The following is a 22,454-nucleotide window of genomic DNA, read 5'->3' on the forward strand; positions in this document are numbered from 1 at the left end:
GTGGATGTTCTGAAGACAGTTGCAGATTATATGGCGGAAGCATTACACAATCTGGGAGTCACTCATTCTTTTGGAATCATAGGCAAGTCTATTTGCCCCATCGCTTTGAAAATGGTTGACTACGGTATAGAGTTCATCCCCGGCCGGCACGAATCCAGCTCCGGCTTCGCCGCCGGCGGTTATGCTCTGAAGACCGGCAGTCTCGGGGTAGCCTTCGGCACCTCCGGTCCTGGGGGAACGAATCTGCTCACCGCAGCAGCGCATGCCAAGGCCAATAATCTTCCCGTCCTCTTCATCACCGGACATCAGTCCATCAAGGAGCTGGGCATTCCCCAATGTCAGGATTCCACTTCCTACCTGGCTGATTTGGCGGATATGTTCCGGCCGGCCACCCTCTTCAGCAAGCTCGTTGAACGCGGCGATCACTTCAGCACGATTTTCAACCATGCCCTATCCATCGCCCTGGGTGACCAAAAAGGTCCGGTCCATCTCTGCATTCCGTTTGATGTGCAGACAGAGCGGCTCGCGGAATGCCGGATTGTTCTGCCGGAACGCGAGGGACTAGTCAGTTATCAGAACTATGACCGGGTCATCTCGGCGATTAATCAATCCGCTAGGCCCCTGATCATTGCCGGTAAAGGCGTCAACCGCTCAGGTGCCCATCAGGAACTGGTTCAGCTGGCCGAAACCTTCAACATTCCTGTAGTCACCTCTCCAGGCGGCAAAGGTGCAATAGCTTATGATCACCCGCTCTACCACGGTCCTGTCGGCGTTGGCGGCTCCTCGCACGGCGATGAATTGCTGAACAACAGCGACCTGTTCATTGTTCTGGGCTCCCGCCTGAGCGACATGACCATCTGCAACCTGAAGCCGGAGAATCATCCGCCGCAGCTGATCCAGTTCGATGTAGATCCAACCTTTGTCGGCAAAATACTGTCCTCATCCACCATCGCTGTCGGCGGGGACTTAAGGGACAACCTGGCACTGTATCTTCAGAAGCTGGACCCCTCTACGGTCACCAAGCATGAAATCACAATCTCCAATGCTTACAATGACGAGTTGCCCGTGCTGGCGGGGCTCTCTCTGGCTTCGGTAATGAGCACGATGAGCGACCTGATTCCTTACAACAGCAGCGTGTTTGTAGATGACGGCAGCCACGGGTTCAATGCTGTGAAATGGTTCAATGTCCGCAGGCCCGGCAGCTTCATATTCGATGCCTACTTTGCTTGCATGGGCAATTCAATTGGCATGGCGATCGGTGCCAAGACGGCTTCTCCCGGAGAGACTGTCTTCTGCATTACCGGTGACGGCTGTTTTATGATGCTCGGAACTGAAATAAACACAGCCGTTTGCAAGGACATTCCGGTGATTTTCATTGTGGTGAACAATAAGCAGCTGGATATGGCGCTTAAGGGTATGGAGAAAACGACCGGCCGGATTGACGGTACGATCTTCGAGGTTCCGATGGATGCCGTGAAATTCGCCGAATCGCTGGGTGCAGCCGGCTTCCGCTGTGAGACGCAGGAGGAGTTCGCTGCCGCAATCCGCGAAGCTGTGGCACTTAACAAGGCTGTTGTCATTGAGCTGCTGACTGACCGTGATGAAATGCCTCCTACGGCCCACCGCACTCTGGATCTTACGTAAGGAAGCCGTATCCGCACACCTTTTCTAACCTACTATCAGGAGGACATATCGTGAACAAGAACATGAACAGCGGACTCGATCATTTCACTGATCTCTCAGGAGATTATGGGGCCAAGGCCCTGGCTCCGATCAAAGAGCATTTTCCGGAATTAGCCGAATATATCATGGGCAATGCCTATGGCGATATTTTTCAGCGGACCACGATTGGCTCTGACTGGAAGGAGATCGCGGTGATCTCGTCGCTGATTACGATGGGACAATATGAACAGCTGGGGGTTCATTATGTAATGGCGCTCCGCGTTGGCATGACCGTCGAGCAGATCAAGGGCGTGCTGCTGCATCTGACCCCTTGCGTCGGTGCCCCCCGGGTGATTTCGGCCTTTAATGTGCTGCTGGATACCCTGGAGGAGATCAAAGAAAAATCTTCATAAATCTACAAATTTCGACTTTTGATTGCACGTTTCAGTATGATCTGGTTATAATGAAGGCAAAATATCCCAAATCGAATTGCGGTTTTGTCGAATAGAGTCGCAGGAATAACGTTTTGGAGGTATTGGAAATTACACTTAGGGAGAGATCAACATGGGACAATTTATTTTGAAGACAGATACTGCGAAGAAAGTAATCAATATTGAGCTGGAGGGAACCTTCTCTAACGAGGACGGGCTCAAATCTATACAGGCTTACCAGCAGACTATTAACCCGATCAGCCCTGCTGAATATGCACTAGAGATCGACTGCCGCAAGCTGAATGTAACCGCTCCTGATGTTGTACCGCTGCTTGAAGGCTGCTTCATCATGTTCAAGGCTGACGGCTTCCAGAAAGTGAGTCTTACCCTGGAAAATAACCCGATCCTCAAAATGCAGCTGGCACGCCTGGGCCGCAAAGCAGGACTTGAGAATCTGGAGATCACTTCAACCGTACAAGCTTAATAAATACAATTTAAACCTAAATCAGCCGCTTGAAACGCACATGTTCATTCATTAAACCGGCTGCTAATGCTGGAAGAGAGTTTTGTAAGAAGCAGATTTGTGAGAAGTATAGCTAACAAAACTTTAGGAGGTCTGTACTATGGCGGGGATTCGCATTAAGGACATTGATATCTACCATCCAGACAAAAGAATCGGCAATGACTTCTTCATTCAGCATTTTGATGACAAAGGTATTGATATCCGTGGACTGCTGGCTACTCTGGGCCGTGAAAACCGCTACAGCATCGACAGCCCGGATGAGAATTCCCTGACAATGGCTTTTGAAGCCGCAAGTAATGTTCTGGAGAAAACCGGTCTTACCGGCCCTGACATTGACCTGATCGCTTATGCAAGCCAGACCCCTGAATATATATTTCCTACGAACTCATTGATGATTCACCGACTGATTAACGGGGCTTCGCATACCATCTGTATTGACAGCAATGCCAACTGTGCCGGAATGACCGCCTCGGTTGAGCAGGTCAGCCGCCAGATGATGGCGAACCCGAGAATCCGCCGCGCCCTGGTCATCGGCTCCGATTACGTGGCACCTCATGCGGACAAAAATGATCCGGTATATTACGCGAACTTCGGTGATGCCGCTGCCGCTGTCATTCTGGAGCGCGATGAGCATTCGGTCGGTTTCATTGACTCTATCTATCAGACAGACACCTGTGTGTACGGCAACTCTCTGTTCCCGGCAGAAGGCCTGGCTAAGCTCGGACGCACCGGTGTTGCTGCAGGAGAGTTCAATGTGAAGTTCATTCCATTCGATGATTCCATCTGTGTGGATGCCGCTTCCGAATCAATCAACACTCTGCTGAGCAACAACGGGATTGCCCCTGAATCGGTCAAGGCTGCCTGCTTCTCACAGCTGTCTCTTCCGAACATCCAGGCCGTCTCCGGCAAAACCGGTATTAACCCTGAGGCCGCAGTCTACATAGGCGATGAGTTCGGCTATACCTCGACCAGCAGCCCGTTCATTGCCCTTCACAGAGCCGTCACTACCGGGCAGCTGGAACGCGGAGACAAAGTTCTGTTCTGGACCGTGGGCGCCGGATGGCAGAATGTCGCATTTGTAATGGAGTACTAATCTTACTGTTCATTCTGTTCCAGAGTAAAAAACGGCCCGCAGCAGAGTTTCTGCCTGCGGGCCGTTTCTGTTCTTAATGCCTCTACTCCGCTCTAAAGTCTGCCTTCGTGCTTGCCCTCATGCTTCTCCCAGCCCATCGTGCGCGATACAGCATCCTGCCAGGCACCGTATCTGCGTTCCCGCTCCTCCGGCTCCATCTGCGGCGAGAAAACCTTCTCGGCCGTATTGAAGCTCTCCAGCTGCTCACGGGTCCATACCCCGGAGGTTAGTCCGGCTAGCAGCGCAGCGCCAAGTGCTGTAGTCTCCGCGTAGGTTGTACGTGTCACTTCGCTGCCCAGAATATCGGCCTGGAACTGCATCAGCAGATTGTTGCGCACCGCACCGCCGTCTACCCTCAGGCCGGTGAGCGGCATGCCGGCATCCTTCTGCATCGCGTCGATGACATCGCGGGACTGGAAGGCCAGTGATTCCAGCGTCGCCCGTACCAGATGTGCGGAGGTGGTGCCACGCGTCAAGCCGAATATGGCGCCCCGCGCATACATATCCCAGTAAGGCGCACCCAGGCCGGTAAAGGCTGGCACTACCACAACCCCCTCACTCTCGTCCACCTCGCTGGCCTTCTCTTCCGAGTCGGCGGGCGCGACAATTAGCCCCAGCCCCTCCTGCAGCCACTGCACAGCCGCTCCAGCCACGAAGACACTGCCTTCCAGTGCATAATAGAGCTCATCGCCCATGCCCCAGGCTACCGTGGTCAATAGGCCATGACTGGATGCCACAGCTTCAGTGCCTGTATTCATAAGGATGAAGCAGCCTGTCCCATAGGTGTTCTTGGCACTGCCTGCCTCCAGACAGGTATGACCAAAGAGCGCTGCCTGCTGGTCCCCCAGCACCGACCGGATAGGAATCTCCAGACCGAACCACTGCTGATCACAGACACCGAAATCACCGCCCGACATCCTCACCTCCGGCAAAATCGACGACGGAATACGCAGCGTGTCCATCAGCTCTTCATCCCACTGGCGCTCATGCAGGTTATACATCATCGTTCTTGAAGCATTAGTAACGTCTGTAGCGTGTACCGCACCCCCGGTCAGCTTCCAGATCAGCCAGGTGTCTATCGTTCCCGCCAGGAGCTCTCCCTTGCCTGCACGCTCTCTTGCTCCCGGTACATGATCCAGAATCCATGCCAGCTTGGTCGCCGAGAAATACGCATCGATGACAAGCCCCGTCTTGTCCGCAATGACTCCGGCCATCCCGCGTGACTTCAGCTCCTCACATTGGTCTGCTGTCCGCCGGTCCTGCCAGACAATTGCCGGATAGATCGGTTCACCTGTAATTTTATCCCAGATAAGTGCAGTCTCCCGCTGGTTGGTAATGCCGATAGCCGTGATGTGATCAGCCGGTACAGAGCTTGCTGCAATGGCATCTCTGGCTGCGGCAAGCTGGCTCTCCCAGATCTGCTCCGGGTCATGCTCCACCCAGCCCGGGCGGGGAAAGGATTGCCGGATCTCATATTGCCCCTGCGAGATCACTTCCGCCTCTGTATCAAAGAGAATTGCCCGTGAGCTGGTAGTACCTTGGTCCAAGGATAAGATCATAATGCCCAGCCTCCTGCAAGCCTTAGCTTGAAATATATGTTTCACGATGAACAATATTAATGTGGTGATTTCAACAAAAAGCACCTCTGCTCTCAGAGGCGCTGTCATGCATGGTCTTGGTTTACTGTTTTTCGACAGGAAGCCGCAGGGTAAATGTGGTGCCTTCTCCCAGCTTGCTGGAGGCATAAATGCTGCCGTGATGCGATTCGACGATATTCTTCACAATAGCAAGACCAAGCCCGGTACCGCCCGTCTCCCCGCGCAGGCGGGCTTTATCCGCTTTGTAGAAGCGTTCGAAGATAAACGGCAGATCCTCGGGGTTAATGCCTGCCCCCTGGTCTCTGATCGCGATCTCCACCAGACTCCTGCCCTCCAGCACTACTGTGCCTGCCAGAATAGAGATTCTCCGGTCCGCCGGAGTGTGCCGGAAGGCATTATCCAGCAGATTGGTCAGCACCTGCTCCAGCTTGTCTTCATCGGCTGCCGCCAGCAGCAGTTCCTGTTCAGGCTTCTTAAGCTCCAGCATGATATCCCGCTCCTTGGCTCTGACGGAGAACTTGCGGTATACCCGCTCCAGCAATTCTCCTACATCCACCCTGGCCTTCAGCATATCCGTATGTCCTGCTTCCATGCGCGCCAGGTCCAGCAGATCCTTCACCAGACGGCCCATACGCAAGGATTCATCATGAATGACCTGAACCAGCTCACTGCTCTCCTCCGGAGAGGAAGCCATTCCGTCTAGTAGTGCTTCACTGTACCCCTGCATCATGGATAGCGGGGTGCGGATCTCATGGGATACATTGGCCACGAAATCACGCCGCATCTTCTCCAGACGTACCTCTTCGGTCACATCCCGCAGCACGGCAACAGCTCCGCGCAGATGATCTTCGGAATAGAGCGGTGCCATGTGCACCGACCATACCCCCTGCCGGACATGGACATTGGAGCGTTGATCGCCCCCGCCCTCAAGGGTGCTGAAGAACAGCGGACGCAGCGGCGGCGGCACCTCACTGGAAGCGGAGGCCTTCGGAAGTAAGCCGTTATCCTCTTCTTCCTCCCAGGCAAGATCACTCCAGGTTTCGAGGAGGGTCTGGCCATGCGGATTGGTGAGGATGATCCGGCCTTCGATATCGAAGGTGATTACCGCATCGCTCATGCTTCGCAGAACACTGGATAAATGCCCTTTTTCATTATTCAGACTGCGTATATTCTCTTCCAGCTCTTCCGCCATGTGGTTAAACGATGTGGCGAGCTGGCCGATCTCATCGCTTGTGACCAGGGTCAGTCTTGTTCCATACTCGCCGCGGCGGATGTCATTCGCTGCCTCAATAACCTGCTGCATCGGCTGGGTGATCTTCGTGAACAGGAACAGGGCAAAGAAGGTGGTCAAAGAGAACCCGATCATGCATGTATACATGAACAAGCGCTTGATTGCCCCGGAATTGGTGAAATTACTGTCGATGTAAGGCAGCAGGAACAGCCCGAGTGTAATGAGCACGACAGCAACCAGAAAGATGATCGTGATCCACAGCTTACCGACAAGGCTTCTCCAGAAGTTCACTTATTTAGGCACCTCTAGCTTATAGCCTACTCCCCATACCGTTGTAATCATCGCTGCCGATTCCGGGGATACCTTATTCAGTTTTTCACGCAGTCGCTTGACATGGGTATCCACGGTGCGCAGATCTCCGAAGAACTCATAATTCCATACATCCTTCAGCAGCTCCTCACGTGAGAACACCTTGTCCGGTGAGATGGCCAGATAATGCAGCAGCTCGTATTCCTTGGGCGTCAGACTTACCTCTTGGCCCCCTGCGCTTACGCGGTGTGCATCATGCTCAATAATCAGGAACGGGAACACGATATTGTTGCTTGAATTACTCTCTTTGGACAAAAATGCCGTTGCTGAAGAACGGCGCATGATCGCCTTGACCCGGTAGATCACCTCGCGCGGACTGAACGGCTTGACGACATAATCGTCTGCCCCCATCTCAAAGCCCTGCACCCGGTTAATCTCCTCACCCTTAGCGGTAAGCATCAGGACCGGTGTGGACTTCACCCCTCTTAGCCGGGTCAGCACTTCAATCCCGTCAATACCCGGCAGCATCACATCCAGCAGAATCAGACCGTAGTCATTGGCGGTTGCTTTGCGCAGGGCGATTTCCCCGTCCTCCGCCTCATCAATCTCGTAGCCTTCTTTTTCAAGATACATTTTGAGCAGGCGGCGGATACGTTCTTCGTCATCCACCACCAGAATTCTATTCAAGTGCTCAGCCATTTACACAACAACCCCTTCATCAATTACAGTAGAACGTCACCCTGGATCATACGCATGCCCGAAAGAAGCCTGAGCTTATCAGTCCGTTCCCGCATATGAATGAAGTCCGGCGATAACCAGGTTAACGCCGACCAGGGTAAACATTACGATTAGAAAGCCGAGTACAGCGAGCCAAGCGGATTTGCGTCCCTGCCAGCCGCGGGCCAGCCGCAAATGGAGATACGCACTGTAGAACAGCCAGGTGACGAGAGCCCAGACTTCCTTGGGGTCCCACCCCCAAAATCTGCCCCAAGCCACCTCGGCCCATATCATTGCAAAAATCAAAGCCCCCAGTGTGAAAATCGGAAACCCGATGGCGATTGCCCTGTAGGTAATCTCATCCAGGTCATTCTCGTCAATTCCATCAAGTACCGGATGAAGAGCCTTCCCTAGCGGCTTACGCACGGCCAGCCGAAGAAGCCCATACAGGAGCAGTCCGGACAGCAGTGACCAGATCACAGTGTTGAACTTGCGCCCTGCATTGACGCCATTCATCCAGGATGGTGCTTGAAACAAAGGCTTCTGAAGCCCAAGAAACGGCTGGAAGCTCTCAATTTCGCTATGGTACGGTGCCACAATCGGCGGCATTTTATAACTCACTTTCTCTATTGTACTATCTTCCTGCCCGGGGCTGTCAATCGTAACGTTCGAACGGACAAAAACAGATTCATAGCCCGCACCGCGGAAGGCAAATACAGATCCAAGAAACCCAATTATAACAATGATCGAGAACAGAGTAAATTCGACCAGCCGCTGCTGCTTGCGGTCACTGCGTTCCTTGCTGTCAAACTTCACTGTCCGCAGCAGATACATCAGCCCGGCGGCAAAGCCAACCGCGAAGAAGGATTCTCCGAGGGCAGCGAGCGTGACATGAATATTCAGATAGATCGATTTGAGCGAAGGAATGAGCGGCTGCACTTCCTGCGGAAATACCGCAGCATAGGCCATCACCACAATGGAGATTGGAACCGCGAATACCCCAAGAATCATCTTGCGGTAAATGGCGAAGATCACCGTAAAAGCCACCATCACCATCATGGATAGGAAAGTCATGAACTCATACATGTTACTTACCGGAATATGACCGGCCCCCATCCAGCGGGTAATGAAGTAAGCCAGATGGCAGAGCAGCCCGAGTGAGGAGGTGATAAAAGCGATCCGGCCCCACCGTGCCGTATGCTCCTCCGGCTTCCTGCCTGACCACTTGCGGCCCATAATGGCAATGGTGAACAACATGAAGGCACCGCTGTACAAGAAAAATGCGGCTATAAAGACGTCACTGCTGAAATCGAGCAAGCTCATGCCATGCCTCCTCCGTTGTCCAATGATTTGTCATCGACTGTCATGTCTACCTGCTCCAGAATAGAAACGAGCTCACGGCGGAAGCCGAACCAGTTCTTGTTCGTATGGCCTCCAAGCACCAGCTGTCCGCCCTCAACGATCAGCCAGATGCGTCTGTGCTGCCAATAGAAGCCGAGAATCAGCCCCAGCATGACAATAGCCGCCCCAATCCAGACGAACGGCATCGCCCGGTCCACACGTATATTGAGATAGGTGGTGGATTCCGAGAAATCCACATCCGTCATACTGCCGACCTCAAGCTCCAGAAACCGGGTGCCGCCTCCAAGCTTGTCGTTGATGGCCTCCTGTTGGAAGCGCTCCTTGTCCACCTGCTTCGGGAAATAGAAATATTGCTGCCCCTCTGCCGGCAGATCCGGACCACGGATCAGGAAGAGAAACGCCGGAGCGTTCGGATAAGGGGAGGTGGAGACCGGACGGCCTTCCTCATTCAATCCGAAATCCATATATTTCTCCTTCAGTTCAAGCGTGTACGGTCCCGCCTTGAAGCTGCGCTGCGGATTCTTCATATCCAGTCTGAACTTGCCGTAGCTCTCGCCGGTTGAAGCATTCACAAGATCAGGCTGCACGGAACGCAGCACAGGCGTAAGATCATAGTCAAACTGATACGCTTTCATTCCTTGGTAGCTTAGCGGAGAATTCACCTGAATGTCGTGCCTGGCCACTTCCGCAAGCTGAGGCTCCTTGGAGGGATCGCTGCAGTCTGCCGTACATTCATATAGAACCGCCTTCGTCTCATAGAGCTTAGGGAGAACCTTCTTGCCCCGGAATTCCTCGGGCATCTCTTCTTCACTATAGAATTCTACCGTGAATTTCTCGTTCTTCAGGTACATGCTGGTGTCCGGTATCTTTACGGTCTCTCCCTGCGGGAAGGCAAGATGCTGATCCATATTCAGACCCGGCAATCCCCTGGCAAGCACAGCAAGCAAAAATATAATCAGGCCGATATGTATTACATAAGGTCCCCAGCGGCTGAAACGGTGTTTCTCGGCCAGTAAAGCGCCGCCCTCCGTCCGCACGCGGTATCCTTTCTTCTTAAGCGGCTGAACGATCCGTGCCACCCATTCCTCCGGCTCCCCCTCCACCTCTGTATTCAGCGTAAGCTTTTGACGGGTAAGGAACTGGCGGTGCTTGCGGATCTTCTGCCGGGTTAGTGCCTTGTAGAGCGGAAGCACGCGGTCCAGGCTGCAGATGACCAGAGAAGCTCCGATCATAACCAGCAGTGTCACGAACCACCAGGATTCATAGGTATGCGAAAGGCCGAGTCTATAATATATATTCCCGGCTGTTCCATACGTTTGTTCATAATAGGTTGAAGCGTCAATATTCAGAAAGGTGCTTTCTTGCGGAAATATCGTACCGAGCATCGCACCCAGCAGCGTCAGCACAATCAGGTAGATAGCAATTTTGACGGAGGAAAAAAAGTTCCAGACCTTGTCGATCACTCCCGGGCTTACCCGCTGTGAACGGCGGGCCACCCCATCGTAACGCATCTCCAGATTCCCCGAAGCGTTCTCTTCCTTCTCATCCAGCGGCTTGCCGCAGGCTTCGCAGAGAACCGTTCCTACCGGATTCTGGTGACCGCATTCGCATTTGGTGTTGCTGATCAGCGGCTCATGCTTACTCATGGTCCCACCAGCTTCCCGATTTGCTCGTCAAGCGAGTTCAGATCCAACTGGCCGATATGAATGCTGTCCACCCTGCCCTTCGTATTAATGAAGAAGGTGGTGGGCAGCGGGGAGACCCCGTAGCTGCGGACCGCGTCGCGTCCCTTATCCATCACAACCGGAAAATCAATATCCACGAGCTTCACGAAATTGTCCACCGTCATCTGATCCTCGCCCACATTCACGCCCAACACCACGACACCCTGGTCCTTCCATTTCTCCCACTGTGCCTGGAGGGCAGGCATTTCCTTCACGCATGGTGCGCACCAGGAGCCCCAGAAGTTCAGTACAACCGACTTCCCTCTGAATTCCTCCAGCGTATGGGTCGCACCGTCCAGCCCAAGCAATTCAAAATTTGGCGCTTTCCCGCCTTCTTGAGGCTTGCCGTCTCCCCCGAACACAGAGGAGCTGATGGCATAACCCCCAAGCAGAACGATTAGAAATAGTATCACGATTTGGATTGGCTTCCTGGCTTTGCCCATACAGGGGTACCCCCTTCTGTGACGCAACTCATTACTTTAGTTGTAAGGTGTGAACATCCTATGAACATTATAACGAATATTGTCACAGTTTTAGGAGGGGAAATTGTGAACTTTATGTGTCTTTGCGTGTCTGATTATCCCGAAGCATTCCCGCTTTGGCAATTTGCTGCAGATGATTGATCTCATCCTTGGTCAAATGGCGGTAAGAGCCGCGCTTGAGATTCTGGAGCAGGATATCCCCGAAGGAAATCCGCTTCAGACGGATAACCGGATGCGACACCGCCTCGAACATCCGCCGGACCTGGCGGTTGCGGCCTTCATGGATCGTGATGCTGATTACCGCTTCCTTATTGGCTTCATCGATATCCTTATATTCGACTTCTGCCGGAGCGGTCATGCCGTCTTCCAGCTTAATGCCGGCCTTCAGCTTGTCCAGCGCTGTGCCGTGCGGCACACCCTTGACCGTGGCCAGATACGTCTTCGGCACATGATGCTTCGGATGCGTGAGCAGGTTGGCAAACTCACCGTCATTCGTCAGCAGCAGCAGCCCTTCCGTATCATAGTCCAAGCGGCCTACAGGGTATACGCGCTCTGTGATTCCTTTCAGGTAATCCGTTACTACCTTGCGGCCCTTGTCATCCGAGGCGCTTGTAATTACACCTTTGGGCTTGTTGAACATAATATAGATTTTATTCTCGCCCCGGATCAGTCTGCCCGAGACTTTAATAATATCGGTTGCGGGGTCCGCCTTCGTGCCAAGCGTAGTTACGAGTTCCCCGTTGACTTCCACTTTACCGGCCAAAATCATTTCTTCACATTTGCGTCTGGACGCAACACCTGCTTGCGCCAATATTTTCTGTAATCTTTCCATTTTCGACTACTCACCTCAGGTTAATGATAACCATCAGAGGCATAAATCACAAGATCATTCCACGGAAAAAATGCTCCGGGGCAAGTTTCACTATGCGGCTCCACCGTAAGCGGCGACATTTCATAGCGCCCGGACAGCTCCAGTATCAGCTTCCCCGCCGCAAACAGCTGCTGCTGACGCTCCGGAAGCTGGGGCAGCTGCTCCGCCTCCCCGTAGTTGCCTTCGAGGCAAATATGAATATGCTCCGGGTCTGTCAGCAGCGGCGCCGCATAGACCGAGCCGTTCAGCCCGACCCAGAAGTCGAAGCCTTTGCCGTTAATAGACGGACAGCGGGAATGATGCAGAATAAAGCCTTTGTAGTCCACCCTTTGTCGTCCTCCCTCCGTATTGCTGAAATAGCATATGAAGTGGGGGGGCGGGCGGTGAGGACTGTTTGTTAAAATGTTTGGGGAGCGGGGCCGAAGAGAATAAAAGCGTTGACTAATCGTAACTCCGGGGAATGTTTGGACTTCCGGCCGCTGTTAAAGTTGGATTTCCTTGATCTGACTGCCCTGCGGCAGTAGAAATCCAACTTTAAAGGCGGACGCTAGCGCTCCTACAGTTCCAAAATTCCTCTCCGTTACTCCATCAACGCAGGGGCAAACCTAATAACAAACAGTCCTCACCTCCCGCGAGGGGGTGAGGACTGTAGGGAAGCGGCAAGCGGCTGCGGGGCAGCGCTTGGGGACCACCACACCACCACCACCGGCTGCGGGGCAGCGCTTGGGATCTTCAACCTTCTAGGACCCGCCTTGGGTTCTGGGGGTCTGCCTGGAATAATCAGGTGCATTAATACCCTTCATTCGCTCATCTGGCCGACTTTTGTTGGAATCTCCTGAAGGCAAACAATTGGAAAAACGTATCGTAATTTATGAGTTTCGGGGAAATTGTCTGAAGCAAATGGAAAAAGGGCATTTAATTTGTTTAATTTCACTACTTTGGCGAGAATACGTTTAATTAAGCAGCATTTTTCCAACTGCTGTCTCCATGATGCTTATTCGCCTAGCAGCAAGTGGAGAAAATCCATCTATCTATCAATCTATCTCCTCCACTCGCGCCCCGCTACCCAAACACCAGCAGACAAACAGCAATCGCAGCAATGAAGCCGACGACGTCCGAGAACAGGCCCACCTTCAAGGCATAGCGGCCGTTGCGGATGCCTACAGCGCCGAAATAGACAGTCAGCACATACAGAGTGGTGTCTGTGCTGCCCTGTATAGTAGAAGCAATCATACCGATGAGAGAGTCCGGGCCGTGGACGCGGATCAGGTCTGTAGTATAGGCGAGTGATCCAGTGCCCGTCAGCGGGCGCAGGAGACCGAGTGGAAGCACCTCTGACGGAATACCCAGTCCCTCCATCAGAGGGCTTACAAAGCCCATCAGGAAGTCCAGCGCACCAGACGCGCGGAACACACTGATCGCCACCAGCATGCCGACCAGATGGGGGATAATGGCAATGGCGGTACCGAAGCCGTCCTTCGCCCCCTCCACGAAAGATTCATAGACCGCAACCTTGCGCGTGAAGGCATACAGCGGAATAAAGGTAACCATTACCGGAATCGCCCAGGCAGAGATCAGACTGATCAGTTGTAACACGGACGGTCACCCTTTCAACGAAGAATGTGGGAGCGGGCCGGTCCCGGCCTTCAGGACCGGCGGCGGGCCGGGCGGCCTGCGGAGCAGGGTCAGGCGGCGGAACAGCCTGTCCGCAGTAATCGCCGCCAGGGTAGCCACTGCCGTCGCCGCCAGGGTGGTCCCGACGATGGCCGCCGGGTCCGCCGATCCGTAATTCAGCCGGATCGCAATCAAAGTCGCCGGAATTAGAGTGATGCTGGCAGTGTTCAGCGCAAGCAAGGTACACATGGCCGGCGTTGCGGTCTCCTTATCCGGGTTCAGCGTCTGCAGCTCCTGCATCGCCTTAATGCCCATTGGAGTGGCAGCATTCCCCAGCCCCAGCAGGTTGGCGCTCATATTGGAGAGAATGTAGCCGATCGCGGGATGCCCTTTGGGCACATCCGGGAACAGAAAGGAGACTACGGGACCCAGCACTTTGGAGATTTTTTTCAGCAGGTCGGCATCCTCCGCAATCCGCATAATGCCCAGCCAGAACACCAGCACACTGATCAGTCCGAAGCTGACGGTCACCCCGCTCTTCGCGCCATCGAATACGGCGGCGGTGAACTCGTTCATCCGTCCGTTAACTGCCGCAAAGCCAAATCCGATCAGGATCATTCCGAGCCAGATTCCATTTAACATCGGTATCCCCTCCCCCGGTTCATTCTTTATACTCTGTCTTACAGAATGCTTTCGCTATTCCCCCGTGCGGAACAACGCCCGCAGTGCACTGCCGAAGGCCTGCAGCCAGTTGCCCGCCGGATAGGCGGAGGCGCTCGCAGCGTTATATATTTTCTCATACGGTGAGGTCTCCGGCGGGAGCTGGCCAGGCGTGTACACCGGTACCCGCCCGATCTCCTTATCTCCCAGCTGCAAAATAATCACACCCCTGAGACCGAAGTTAACATCGCCCTCACTCCCGTTGGCATTCGCGCTTGCCCTGCCCGCACCTGCACTTACACTGGAGCCTGCACCTGTACTCCCCGTACCCGCAGCATTGCCACCCGCAGATGCCTGGGGAGCTGCACTAAGCACCAGCTTGTTGACGAGCCTTGCTTCCTCCCCCTGACCAAGCGGATATGCGAAGGCCTTGCCGGTCACCAGACTGTAGCCTTTGACGGCCTCGCCCCGCTCGACCAGCGTCTTCAGCGGGTAGTGGTTGAAGCCGAAGTCCAGCAGCGAGGCATGGTCGTTCCAGTCATTGCCGTCGTTCAGCGTAACCGCCACGAGCTGCTGCCCGTCCCTTGTAGCGGAGCTGACCAGGCAGCGCAGCGCTTTTTTGGTATACCCCGTCTTCACCCCGTCCGCTCCTTCGTAGAGTCGCAGCATCTTATTTTTGTTGCTCCATTTATAGTCCCATTTCTCATAGGGATTGTCCGCCGTCTTCTCTTTGGTAGCTACGATCTCCTTGAATACCGGGTTATGCATCGCATATGCGGTCAATACGGCCAGATCATTCGCGCTGGAAAAGTGGCCTTCTGCATCTAATCCATGCGGATTAGCAAAATGCGTATTTTTCAAATTCAGCTCCTGCGCCTTGGCGTTCATCAGGTAGACGAACCCCTGCTCCGAACCGCCGACATGCTCGGCAATTGCAGTTGCCGCATCGTTGCCGGAGCGCAGCATCAGCCCGTACAGCATATCCTTCAGCGTCATTTCCTCGCCCAGCTTCAGGTACAGGGAGGAGCCCTCCTTGGCAAAAGCATTTTTGCCGACCTTGACCTTCGACGTTATGTCGCCGTTCTCTATCGCCACAAGGGCGGTCATAATTTTGGTCAGACTGGCAATCAGCATCGGCTCATCTCCGCGGCTGCTGTACAGAATTCTTCCGGATGTCACATCAATCAGCGCCGCCGCCCTCGCATGCGTGGATATCGAAAGGTTCTCCGCCCGGACAGCAGACACCGGCACCAGCGCAAGCAGCAGCACACACAACAGTAAGGACAGCGTAGATTTTCGGGTTAGTGTCTTCATGTTCATCCTCCGGCTTCTTATCCGTTCCTTACGCAACGGTTCATCAGTCTTGCCTGGTTGTACAAGTGTATGCGGGGCATGGGGCAGGTATGTCCTATCCTCCAGCATCCGGCAAAAAAGGGATACCACCCGCTAAGGTGATATCCCTGCTAATTTGTCATTTCCCTGTATCCTAATGTGTTGACGAATGGTCAGACGAGCCGGACCCGGTCTCTACAACGGTTTTGGTTACCTTGGAGCCGGGAATATCTGAGGCTTCGGGAACCATGCCGGGCTGGAACATATTCTGGATTTTGTCGAGCAGGTTAGGCGTGGCATCAATAATTTTCTCGAACAGATGGGTCTGATTATCCAGCGGCACAATATGTACCCCTTCCCTGCCAACGACCAGAAAAGCGATTGGACGAATAGACACGCCGCCCCCGCTGCCGCCCCCGAAGGGAAGCATTTTGACACCGGACCCGCTGCTGTTCACGCCCGGACCATCATCCTCCACCCTGAAGTCACTGCCGCCGGCTGCGAAGCCGAACGTCACCTTGCTAATTGGCAGAATGACGGTGCCATCGGGCGTTTCAACCGGATCTCCTACAATTGTATTTACATCAACCATGCCTTTAATATTTTCCATTGCGGTCTGCATGAGACCTTGAATCGGATGATCTGACATTGTTTGTCTCCTCCTCGTGTGTATATAAATGTACCTGCAGTATTTATCTTGCCCACTATAGATTGGAGTATGTAGATTATTTAGGATCGTTCACGGCTAAGCAATCTCTTCCACCGGCCCAGACCGCCTTCCACCTTCGACACACGCCGCAGCAGGAGAAGTCCCGCATAGAGCGCATATCCGGCGGACAGCTTGCCGCTGCAGACGGCTTCCGTTGCAAAAGACGGCTGATCCCGGAAGACAGGTGCCACGAATATTCCCGGCTTATGCACCAGTCTGACCATACGGGAGAGCACGCCGATCATCGTCCACTTCAGTCCCCATAAGGCCCCCACCGCCGTGGCGGTCGTCGCAGCCTCTCCCAGTGAGAAGTCCGTGGACCAGTCCAGCTTGGTGATCTGAATATGGGACAGGGTATCTTTAAGCCATTTTTTCAGACCGCGGGTGGCATGTAACGCAGTGCGTACATTCTTTAGCCATTGCGTCACAGATTCCTTATCGACCTGCCCTTCCTTCTCGCTATCCAGCTTCACCGGTGCGATTCCGCTTGTCTCCACCTTGAGCTTAATTCCCTGTTCAAGGCTCTGGAAGACCAGCGCAGGCACCTCATAATGAAATTTAACGAGGCCATATACAGCTTTGATGTCGAATTCGATGCGGTCATCCTTACCAAGTCTGCGGACACGCAAGTGAAAATGAATCGATGACGCCAGAACCAGCAGGAACAGCAGAACTACGAGCAGCAGCAGGATTAAGGGTATTGCCAGCCATAACGTCACACGGTTAACCTCCAAGCAGACTTTAGAATAATAAACATGGAGCCTCTGGATTAGTATGGCAATTACGGCTGGATAACATTCGGTAATTTCGCTAACTTCTCCATTTTTTATGAAAAAAAATGCCGCTGTCCCCGAAGGGACAACGGCATCTCTATCACAGCGGCAGTCCGCTGCAGTTATTCTACTTCATCGAAGGTCATCTGGCTGTCCAGCTTGCTGAACAGCAGCTGGGTCTCCTCTTCCAGGCCCTCGGAGGTATCGAAGCTCGACGGCTCCGGCAGCTCCTTCAGGCTGGCCAGCCCGAAGCTGTCCAGGAAGGACTTGGTCGTGCCATACAGAATCGGACGCCCGACAGCCTCCGCCCGGCCCACCTCGTGGATCAGATCCTTGTTGCCCAGCGTATGGATGGCCCGTTCGGATTTGACGCCCCGGATCTCCTCAATCTCCACTCTCGTGATCGGCTGGCGGTAAGCCACAATGGCAAGTGTCTCCAGCGCTGCCTGGGACAGGGACGACCTGGAGGGCGAATACGCCAGACGTTCGAAATACTGCGCATGCTCCGGGAGTGTCGCCAGCCGGTAATTACCGGCAATCTGGACCACCTGAAGGCCACGGCTCTGCGAGTGGTAATCCTCTCTTAAGTCATCCAGCGCTCTTGTAGCCAGATCGGGCCGCTGCTCGGTAATCTCGGCAATCTGCCGGACCGACAGACCTTCATCCCCTGAGAGAAACAGCAGGCCTTCAATAATCGATTTCAGCGTGTTGTAGTCCACTGACATCCTCTCCTCCTCTCCACTCCATCACAATATCCTCAAATAATTTCTCCTGGTAGCAGTAAATGGCCTTCATCTTCATCAGCTCCAGGATGGCCAGGAAGGTGGTCACAATCTCATGCCGGTCCATCTCCTCATGCAGCAGGGAAGAGAAGCGCATTCTGCCGCCGATCCCTTTGCGCTGAAGCGCTTCGGATACATCACGGATACGATCTTTTACCGAGATCTCATCCCGGGTAATCCGCTGGTACGAGGTGCGCCGGGCAGCCTTGCTTAGCGCCTTGCGGAACGCAGCGATCAGATCGGCGGTATGCAGACCCTTCAGTGTATTATCCGTCTGTGCAGGGACGAAGGGGCCCAGATCCTCAGGCTCCTTCGTAAAAATCAGGCTGCGCTCGCTCTCCATATCCAGCAGCTGCACCGCGATGCTCTTGAACTTACGGTATTCAATCAGGCGCTGCACCAGCTCCGCGCGCGGATCATAGCCGTCATCCTCATAATAATCGAAATCCTCGATTTCAATGACGGGCGGCTTCGGCAGCAGCATTTTGCTCTTAATCGACAGGAGAGTGGCAGCCATCACCAGAAATTCACTCGTGATATCCAGCTCCAGCTCCTTCATTCCCTGTAGGAATTCCATATACTGCTCGGTGATCTCGCTGACCGGAATGTCCTGGATGTCGATTTCCGCCTTGTCAATCAGATGCAAGAGCAGATCGAGCGGACCTTCGAACGTCTCCAGCTTGTACAATACAGTCACGCGGTTTCCTCCCGCCCAAAAAAAGTAAAGTGCAGCGCCGCAAGGACGCTACACAAGTAGAAAGATCTATATTCATGCTTTCTTCTCATACTTATAAATAAGCACGATTTACGCTATTTCGTCAAGAGGTGTATTATTTGAACAGCTTATTCAGGTTAGCCATTTCGATCGCGGCAGTCGCTGCATCCCAGCCTTTATTGCCGGCTTTGGTCCCCGAGCGCTCAATGGCCTGTTCAATATTCTCCGTCGTAACCACACCAAAAATAGTCGGAACACCCGTCTTAAGATTAATCGCCGCTACGCCCTTGGCCACCTCGTTGCACACATAATCATAGTGTGTTGTAGATCCGCGAATGACTGTACCCAGCGTGATAACGGCGTCATATTTGCCGCTTTCGGCCATTTTTTGGGCGATCAGCGGAATTTCGAATACGCCCGGTACCCAGGCCACATCCACTTCATCATCGGCGACTCCATGACGCTTGAAGGCATCGAGTGCCCCGGAGAGCAGCTTGCTGGTAATGAACTCATTGAAACGTCCTACGACAACCCCATATTTCAAGCCCTCAGATACTAAATGTCCCTCAAAATAATTCGGCATGCTACTCATCAACCCTTCGTGTATAGGATAGGTAATCTATGATTAAATTTTGGTATTCTCATTCTGTTCGATCTTGTCAAAATTCAGCAGATGCCCAAGCTTCGCCTGCTTCGTATGAAGATAATTGGTATTGTCCTTGTTCTCCGGCATCTGGATCGCTACGCGCTCCACCACCTCAAGGCCATAGCCTTCCAGCCCCTTGATCTTGCGCGGGTTGTTGGTCAGCAGCCGGATCTGGCGGATGCCAAGATCCTTAAGAATCTGTGCTCCGATGCCATAATCCCGCAGATCCGCCGCGAAGCCCAGCTTCAGGTTGGCATCCACGGTATCCAGCCCTTCTTCCTGCAGCTTGTAGGCGCGCAGCTTGTTGATCAGGCCAATGCCCCGGCCCTCCTGGCGCATATAGAGGAGTACACCTCTGCCGGCTTCTTCAATCTGGCGCAGCGCCGCTTCGAACTGCGGACCGCAGTCGCAGCGGTGCGAATGGAACACATCGCCGGTCAGGCACTCGGAATGCACACGTACGAGTACCGGCTCATCCCCGGAGATATCGCCTTTAACCAGGGCAACATGCTCCTTGTCGTCCACCTCATTCGTATAGGCAATGGTCTGGAAATCACCGAAATCCGTCGGCAGATTCACTGCTACCTCACGGGTAACCAGATGCTCCTTCTCGTTACGGTAGTGAATGAGGTCCTTGATGCTGATCAGCTTAAGGTCATGCTTCTTAGCGATCTCAATCAGGTCAGGCAGGCGGGCCATCGTACCGTCCACCTTCACCACTTCACAGATGACACCTGCCGGATAAGCCCCGCACATGCGGGCCAGATCAACAGCAGCCTCCGTGTGCCCGGAACGCCGCAGGACACCGCCTTTTTTGGCGATCAGCGGGAACATATGCCCCGGTCTGCGGAAGTCGGCCGGCTTCGCCTTCGGGTCCAGCATGGCCTTAATCGTCTGGGAGCGTTCACCGGCCGAGATGCCGGTCGTCGTATCCGCGTAGTCAATAGATACCGTGAACGCCGTACCATGATTATCGGTATTCTGGGACACCATCGGATGCAGGTCCAGCTCCTCTGCACGCTCTGCCGTAATCGGTACGCAAACCAGGCCGCGTCCTTCAGTAATCATGAAGTTAATCACTTCCGGGGTAGCCCGTTCCGCCAGAGCGACGAAGTCTCCTTCATTCTCACGGTCTTCATCATCTACAACGATAACGACCTTACCGCGCATTAAGTCGTAGATCGCATCTTCAATCGGGTCTAGAACACTGTCCTTATCAGCTTGCTGGCTCATATTACCGTCCTCCTAATGGCTATACGCTTGCCTGACGGCTTGCCGTATGCCTGATCTATAGATTATACGAACCCGTTGGCCGCCAAAAAATCATGGCTGATCTTCGAGCTTCCCCCATCATCTTCATTGCCCGCACGCGAACCGTAATGGAGCAGATGGTCCACGTATTTACCGAGCACATCACATTCGATATTCACCCGGTCTCCCGCCCGCTTGTGGGCCAGCACCGTCTCTCCCAGCGTGTGCGGGATGATCGACACGGTGAAGGTTGCGGCTTCCGTCCGCACAACCGTAAGGCTGATGCCGTCTATCGTAATGGAGCCTTTGGGAATGATGAATTTGAACAGGGATTTGCGGTCCGGGACAATCTCGAACACCACTGCATTCTGATCGCGCCTGACGCTGCGGATCTCAGCGGTTCCATCCACATGCCCCTGGACAATATGCCCTCCGAAGCGTCCGCCTGCAGCCATGGCACGTTCCAGATTCATTTTGGACCCGGTGCGCAGCTCCTTGAGTGTACTGTTGCGGTACGTCTCGGGCATGACGTCAACGGTGAAATGATGGTCGCCGAGTGAGGTTGCCGTGAGACAGACTCCATTGACCGCCACACTGTCGCCGATCTTGAGATCTCCCATGATAAGCGAGGCGCCGATATTCAGCACCATCATCTCCCCGCCGCTGGTGACGCTGCGCAGAACTCCCACCTCTTCAATTAAGCCGGTAAACATACCATCCCTCCTTCCTGAATATTCGGTTACTGCTGAGGAACCGGGGTGCCGCTGATACACACATTATCCCCGAGCACTTCCACTTCCAATCCTTCAAGCTGGATGGCATCACGCATCAGCTCCACACCCCCGAAGTCGAAGGTACCCGCTGCTTGCGCGCCGCCGCCGACAATCTTCGGAGCGAAGAAGAGGACCACCCGGTCAACCAGTCCCTCTGCAAGCATCGCCCCATTCAGCGTTCCGCCGCCTTCCAGCAGAATGGACCCAATCTCCATTGCACCGAGCGCAGCCATAGCCGCCTGCAGATCCACACGCGGACCGCTGCCCGCAGCAATCACCTCTAACCCTGCAGCCAGCAGCGCTGCTCTGCGGTCAGGATCGGCTGCCTCTGTCGTCACAACCACCGTAGGCGCGAGTCCGTCCTTGACCACAGCGCTGTCCAGCGGAAGGCGCAGCGAGGAGTCAATGATAATCCGCACCGGATTCCGTCCGGGTACATTCAGTCTTGTCGTCAGCGAAGGGTTATCGGCAATAACCGTATTCACCCCGACCATAATCCCCTGATGGCGATGACGCAGGGTATGTACGATCTCCCGTGCCTCTGCATTCGAGATCCACTTGCTGTCTCCGGTCCGTGTGGCGATTTTGCCGTCCAGTGTGCTGGCGCTCTTCAAGGTTACGAACGGCTGCTTCGTCAAAATATACTTGATGAACTTCTCGTTCAGCCGCAGCGCCCGGCCCCGCAGCAGACCTACTTCAACATCAATCCCTTGCTCGCGCAGCATCGCAATTCCCCGGCCTGCCACCTGAGGGTTGGGATCCTCACAGGCGACAACCACCCTGGCCACGCCTTCATCGATCAGACGCTGGCTGCAAGGAGGCGTAATGCCGTAATGACTGCAAGGCTCCAACGTAACATAGGCTGTACTCCCTTGCGCTTTACCGGCTGCCATATTGAGCGCATGCACCTCGGCGTGTCCGGTTCCGCGCTGCAGATGGGTTCCAATCCCGATCATGGCGCCGTCCTTCACAACTACGCAGCCGACCACAGGATTAATTCCCGTCTGGCCCTGTGCCCGCTCCGCCATATCCAGCGCAAGGGACATGTAAAACTCATCGTTCATCTTATCCATGTCTTGCCTCCTATCCCAAGGCTGTAGTCTTTATGTGTACCAAACTATAAACAGAAAAACCCGTCTCAATCTCCAGGAGGAGTT

Annotated in this window: 23 protein-coding genes; 4 read left to right on the plus strand and 19 right to left on the minus strand. The window is 54.1% G+C overall.

What is annotated here, in order from left to right:
• From NYE26_RS19265 to NYE26_RS19280, 4 genes are all read left to right on the plus strand, one after another.
• Complete coding sequence (locus NYE26_RS19265) at positions 1-1,644, plus strand: thiamine pyrophosphate-binding protein (RefSeq protein ID WP_339249374.1); 1,644 nt, start codon at positions 1-3, stop codon at positions 1,642-1,644.
• Positions 1,645-1,694: 50 nt separating this feature from the next.
• Positions 1,695-2,075, plus strand: a complete 381-nt coding sequence (locus tag NYE26_RS19270; protein WP_051478169.1) for a carboxymuconolactone decarboxylase family protein — start codon at positions 1,695-1,697, stop codon at positions 2,073-2,075.
• A 151-nt stretch (positions 2,076-2,226) separates the two neighbouring features.
• Complete coding sequence (locus NYE26_RS19275; RefSeq protein ID WP_036727352.1) at positions 2,227-2,577, plus strand: hypothetical protein; 351 nt, start codon at positions 2,227-2,229, stop codon at positions 2,575-2,577.
• A gap of 139 nt (positions 2,578-2,716) precedes the next feature.
• On the plus strand, positions 2,717-3,709 hold the full coding sequence (locus NYE26_RS19280; protein WP_036727354.1) for a 3-oxoacyl-[acyl-carrier-protein] synthase III C-terminal domain-containing protein: 993 nt from the start codon (positions 2,717-2,719) through the stop codon (positions 3,707-3,709).
• A gap of 92 nt (positions 3,710-3,801) precedes the next feature.
• On the opposite strand, the gene glpK is transcribed toward NYE26_RS19280, so the two are convergent.
• From glpK to ribD, 19 genes are all read right to left on the minus strand, one after another.
• Positions 3,802-5,307 carry a glycerol kinase GlpK gene (glpK, locus tag NYE26_RS19285; protein WP_339249379.1) on the minus strand — a complete coding sequence of 502 codons (1,506 nt, stop codon included), beginning with the start codon at positions 5,305-5,307 and terminating at the stop codon, positions 3,802-3,804.
• 121 nt (positions 5,308-5,428) lie between these two features.
• Entirely contained in the window at positions 5,429-6,868 is a 1,440-nt protein-coding gene (locus tag NYE26_RS19290) for an ATP-binding protein (protein ID WP_036727358.1), read from the minus strand.
• Complete coding sequence (locus NYE26_RS19295) at positions 6,869-7,585, minus strand: response regulator transcription factor (RefSeq protein ID WP_036727360.1); 717 nt, start codon at positions 7,583-7,585, stop codon at positions 6,869-6,871.
• Between the two features lie 78 nt (positions 7,586-7,663).
• A complete protein-coding gene (gene ccsA / locus NYE26_RS19300) occupies positions 7,664-8,926 on the minus strand; it encodes a cytochrome c biogenesis protein CcsA (RefSeq protein ID WP_209870053.1) in 1,263 nt (420 codons plus the stop codon).
• Entirely contained in the window at positions 8,923-10,611 is a 1,689-nt protein-coding gene (locus NYE26_RS19305; protein WP_245367981.1) for a cytochrome c biogenesis protein ResB, read from the minus strand. The genes ccsA and NYE26_RS19305 overlap by 4 nt, the downstream gene beginning before the upstream one ends.
• The gene (gene resA / locus NYE26_RS19310) at positions 10,608-11,132 is read right to left on the minus strand and encodes a thiol-disulfide oxidoreductase ResA (protein ID WP_076079154.1); all 525 of its coding nucleotides are present in this window, start codon (positions 11,130-11,132) and stop codon (positions 10,608-10,610) included. Before resA ends, NYE26_RS19305 begins: the two co-directional genes overlap by 4 nt.
• Positions 11,133-11,244: 112 nt before the next feature.
• Positions 11,245-12,003 carry a pseudouridine synthase gene (locus NYE26_RS19315; protein WP_036727368.1) on the minus strand — a complete coding sequence of 253 codons (759 nt, stop codon included), beginning with the start codon at positions 12,001-12,003 and terminating at the stop codon, positions 11,245-11,247.
• Between the two features lie 20 nt (positions 12,004-12,023).
• Positions 12,024-12,368, minus strand: coding sequence for a hypothetical protein (locus NYE26_RS19320; protein WP_036727370.1), 345 nt, complete (start codon positions 12,366-12,368; stop codon positions 12,024-12,026).
• A gap of 736 nt (positions 12,369-13,104) precedes the next feature.
• Positions 13,105-13,638, minus strand: coding sequence for a spore maturation protein (locus NYE26_RS19325; RefSeq protein WP_339249389.1), 534 nt, complete (start codon positions 13,636-13,638; stop codon positions 13,105-13,107).
• 6 nt (positions 13,639-13,644) lie between these two features.
• A complete protein-coding gene (locus NYE26_RS19330) occupies positions 13,645-14,298 on the minus strand; it encodes a nucleoside recognition domain-containing protein (RefSeq protein WP_339249392.1) in 654 nt (217 codons plus the stop codon).
• A gap of 54 nt (positions 14,299-14,352) precedes the next feature.
• Positions 14,353-15,636 carry a D-alanyl-D-alanine carboxypeptidase family protein gene (locus NYE26_RS19335; RefSeq protein WP_339249395.1) on the minus strand — a complete coding sequence of 428 codons (1,284 nt, stop codon included), beginning with the start codon at positions 15,634-15,636 and terminating at the stop codon, positions 14,353-14,355.
• 166 nt (positions 15,637-15,802) lie between these two features.
• Positions 15,803-16,297 carry a GerW family sporulation protein gene (ytfJ, locus tag NYE26_RS19340; RefSeq protein ID WP_076079149.1) on the minus strand — a complete coding sequence of 165 codons (495 nt, stop codon included), beginning with the start codon at positions 16,295-16,297 and terminating at the stop codon, positions 15,803-15,805.
• Positions 16,298-16,377: 80 nt separating this feature from the next.
• Positions 16,378-17,076, minus strand: a complete 699-nt coding sequence (locus tag NYE26_RS19345) for a DUF2953 domain-containing protein (RefSeq protein ID WP_339249397.1) — start codon at positions 17,074-17,076, stop codon at positions 16,378-16,380.
• 176 nt (positions 17,077-17,252) lie between these two features.
• Complete coding sequence (scpB, locus tag NYE26_RS19350) at positions 17,253-17,849, minus strand: SMC-Scp complex subunit ScpB (protein WP_036727407.1); 597 nt, start codon at positions 17,847-17,849, stop codon at positions 17,253-17,255.
• Positions 17,818-18,609 (minus strand): segregation/condensation protein A, encoded by a 792-nt coding sequence (locus tag NYE26_RS19355; RefSeq protein ID WP_036727376.1) that lies wholly within the window; start codon positions 18,607-18,609, stop codon positions 17,818-17,820. Before NYE26_RS19355 ends, scpB begins: the two co-directional genes overlap by 32 nt.
• A gap of 133 nt (positions 18,610-18,742) precedes the next feature.
• Complete coding sequence (gene ribE / locus NYE26_RS19360; RefSeq protein ID WP_036727378.1) at positions 18,743-19,210, minus strand: 6,7-dimethyl-8-ribityllumazine synthase; 468 nt, start codon at positions 19,208-19,210, stop codon at positions 18,743-18,745.
• Positions 19,211-19,252: 42 nt separating this feature from the next.
• Positions 19,253-20,506: a bifunctional 3,4-dihydroxy-2-butanone-4-phosphate synthase/GTP cyclohydrolase II gene (locus NYE26_RS19365; protein ID WP_209870071.1), complete on the minus strand. Its 1,254-nt coding sequence runs from the start codon at positions 20,504-20,506 to the stop codon at positions 19,253-19,255.
• 62 nt (positions 20,507-20,568) lie between these two features.
• Positions 20,569-21,237 carry a riboflavin synthase gene (gene ribE, locus NYE26_RS19370; protein ID WP_339249399.1) on the minus strand — a complete coding sequence of 223 codons (669 nt, stop codon included), beginning with the start codon at positions 21,235-21,237 and terminating at the stop codon, positions 20,569-20,571.
• 26 nt (positions 21,238-21,263) lie between these two features.
• Complete coding sequence (ribD, locus tag NYE26_RS19375; RefSeq protein WP_209870076.1) at positions 21,264-22,370, minus strand: bifunctional diaminohydroxyphosphoribosylaminopyrimidine deaminase/5-amino-6-(5-phosphoribosylamino)uracil reductase RibD; 1,107 nt, start codon at positions 22,368-22,370, stop codon at positions 21,264-21,266.
• Positions 22,371-22,454: the final 84 nt, after the last annotated feature.

Origin of the sequence: Paenibacillus sp. FSL P2-0136, from assembly GCF_037975325.1 — a bacterium.
Lineage (GTDB): Bacteria > Bacillota > Bacilli > Paenibacillales > Paenibacillaceae > Paenibacillus_AQ > Paenibacillus_AQ silagei.

Coding starts and splice junctions, on each gene's coding strand:
- NYE26_RS19275 (WP_036727352.1), top strand. CDS start 2,227: ATGGGACAATTTATTTTGAAGACAGATACTGCGAAGAAAGTAATCAAT.
- NYE26_RS19280 (WP_036727354.1), top strand. CDS start 2,717: ATGGCGGGGATTCGCATTAAGGACATTGATATCTACCATCCAGACAAA.
- glpK (WP_339249379.1), bottom strand. CDS start 5,307: ATGATCTTATCCTTGGACCAAGGTACTACCAGCTCACGGGCAATTCTC.
- NYE26_RS19295 (WP_036727360.1), bottom strand. CDS start 7,585: ATGGCTGAGCACTTGAATAGAATTCTGGTGGTGGATGACGAAGAACGT.
- ccsA (WP_209870053.1), bottom strand. CDS start 8,926: ATGAGCTTGCTCGATTTCAGCAGTGACGTCTTTATAGCCGCATTTTTC.
- NYE26_RS19305 (WP_245367981.1), bottom strand. CDS start 10,611: ATGAGTAAGCATGAGCCGCTGATCAGCAACACCAAATGCGAATGCGGT.
- resA (WP_076079154.1), bottom strand. CDS start 11,132: ATGGGCAAAGCCAGGAAGCCAATCCAAATCGTGATACTATTTCTAATC.
- NYE26_RS19315 (WP_036727368.1), bottom strand. CDS start 12,003: ATGGAAAGATTACAGAAAATATTGGCGCAAGCAGGTGTTGCGTCCAGA.
- NYE26_RS19330 (WP_339249392.1), bottom strand. CDS start 14,298: ATGTTAAATGGAATCTGGCTCGGAATGATCCTGATCGGATTTGGCTTT.
- NYE26_RS19335 (WP_339249395.1), bottom strand. CDS start 15,636: ATGAACATGAAGACACTAACCCGAAAATCTACGCTGTCCTTACTGTTG.
- ytfJ (WP_076079149.1), bottom strand. CDS start 16,297: ATGTCAGATCATCCGATTCAAGGTCTCATGCAGACCGCAATGGAAAAT.
- ribE (WP_036727378.1), bottom strand. CDS start 19,210: ATGCCGAATTATTTTGAGGGACATTTAGTATCTGAGGGCTTGAAATAT.
- NYE26_RS19365 (WP_209870071.1), bottom strand. CDS start 20,506: ATGAGCCAGCAAGCTGATAAGGACAGTGTTCTAGACCCGATTGAAGAT.
- ribE (WP_339249399.1), bottom strand. CDS start 21,237: ATGTTTACCGGCTTAATTGAAGAGGTGGGAGTTCTGCGCAGCGTCACC.
- ribD (WP_209870076.1), bottom strand. CDS start 22,370: ATGGATAAGATGAACGATGAGTTTTACATGTCCCTTGCGCTGGATATG.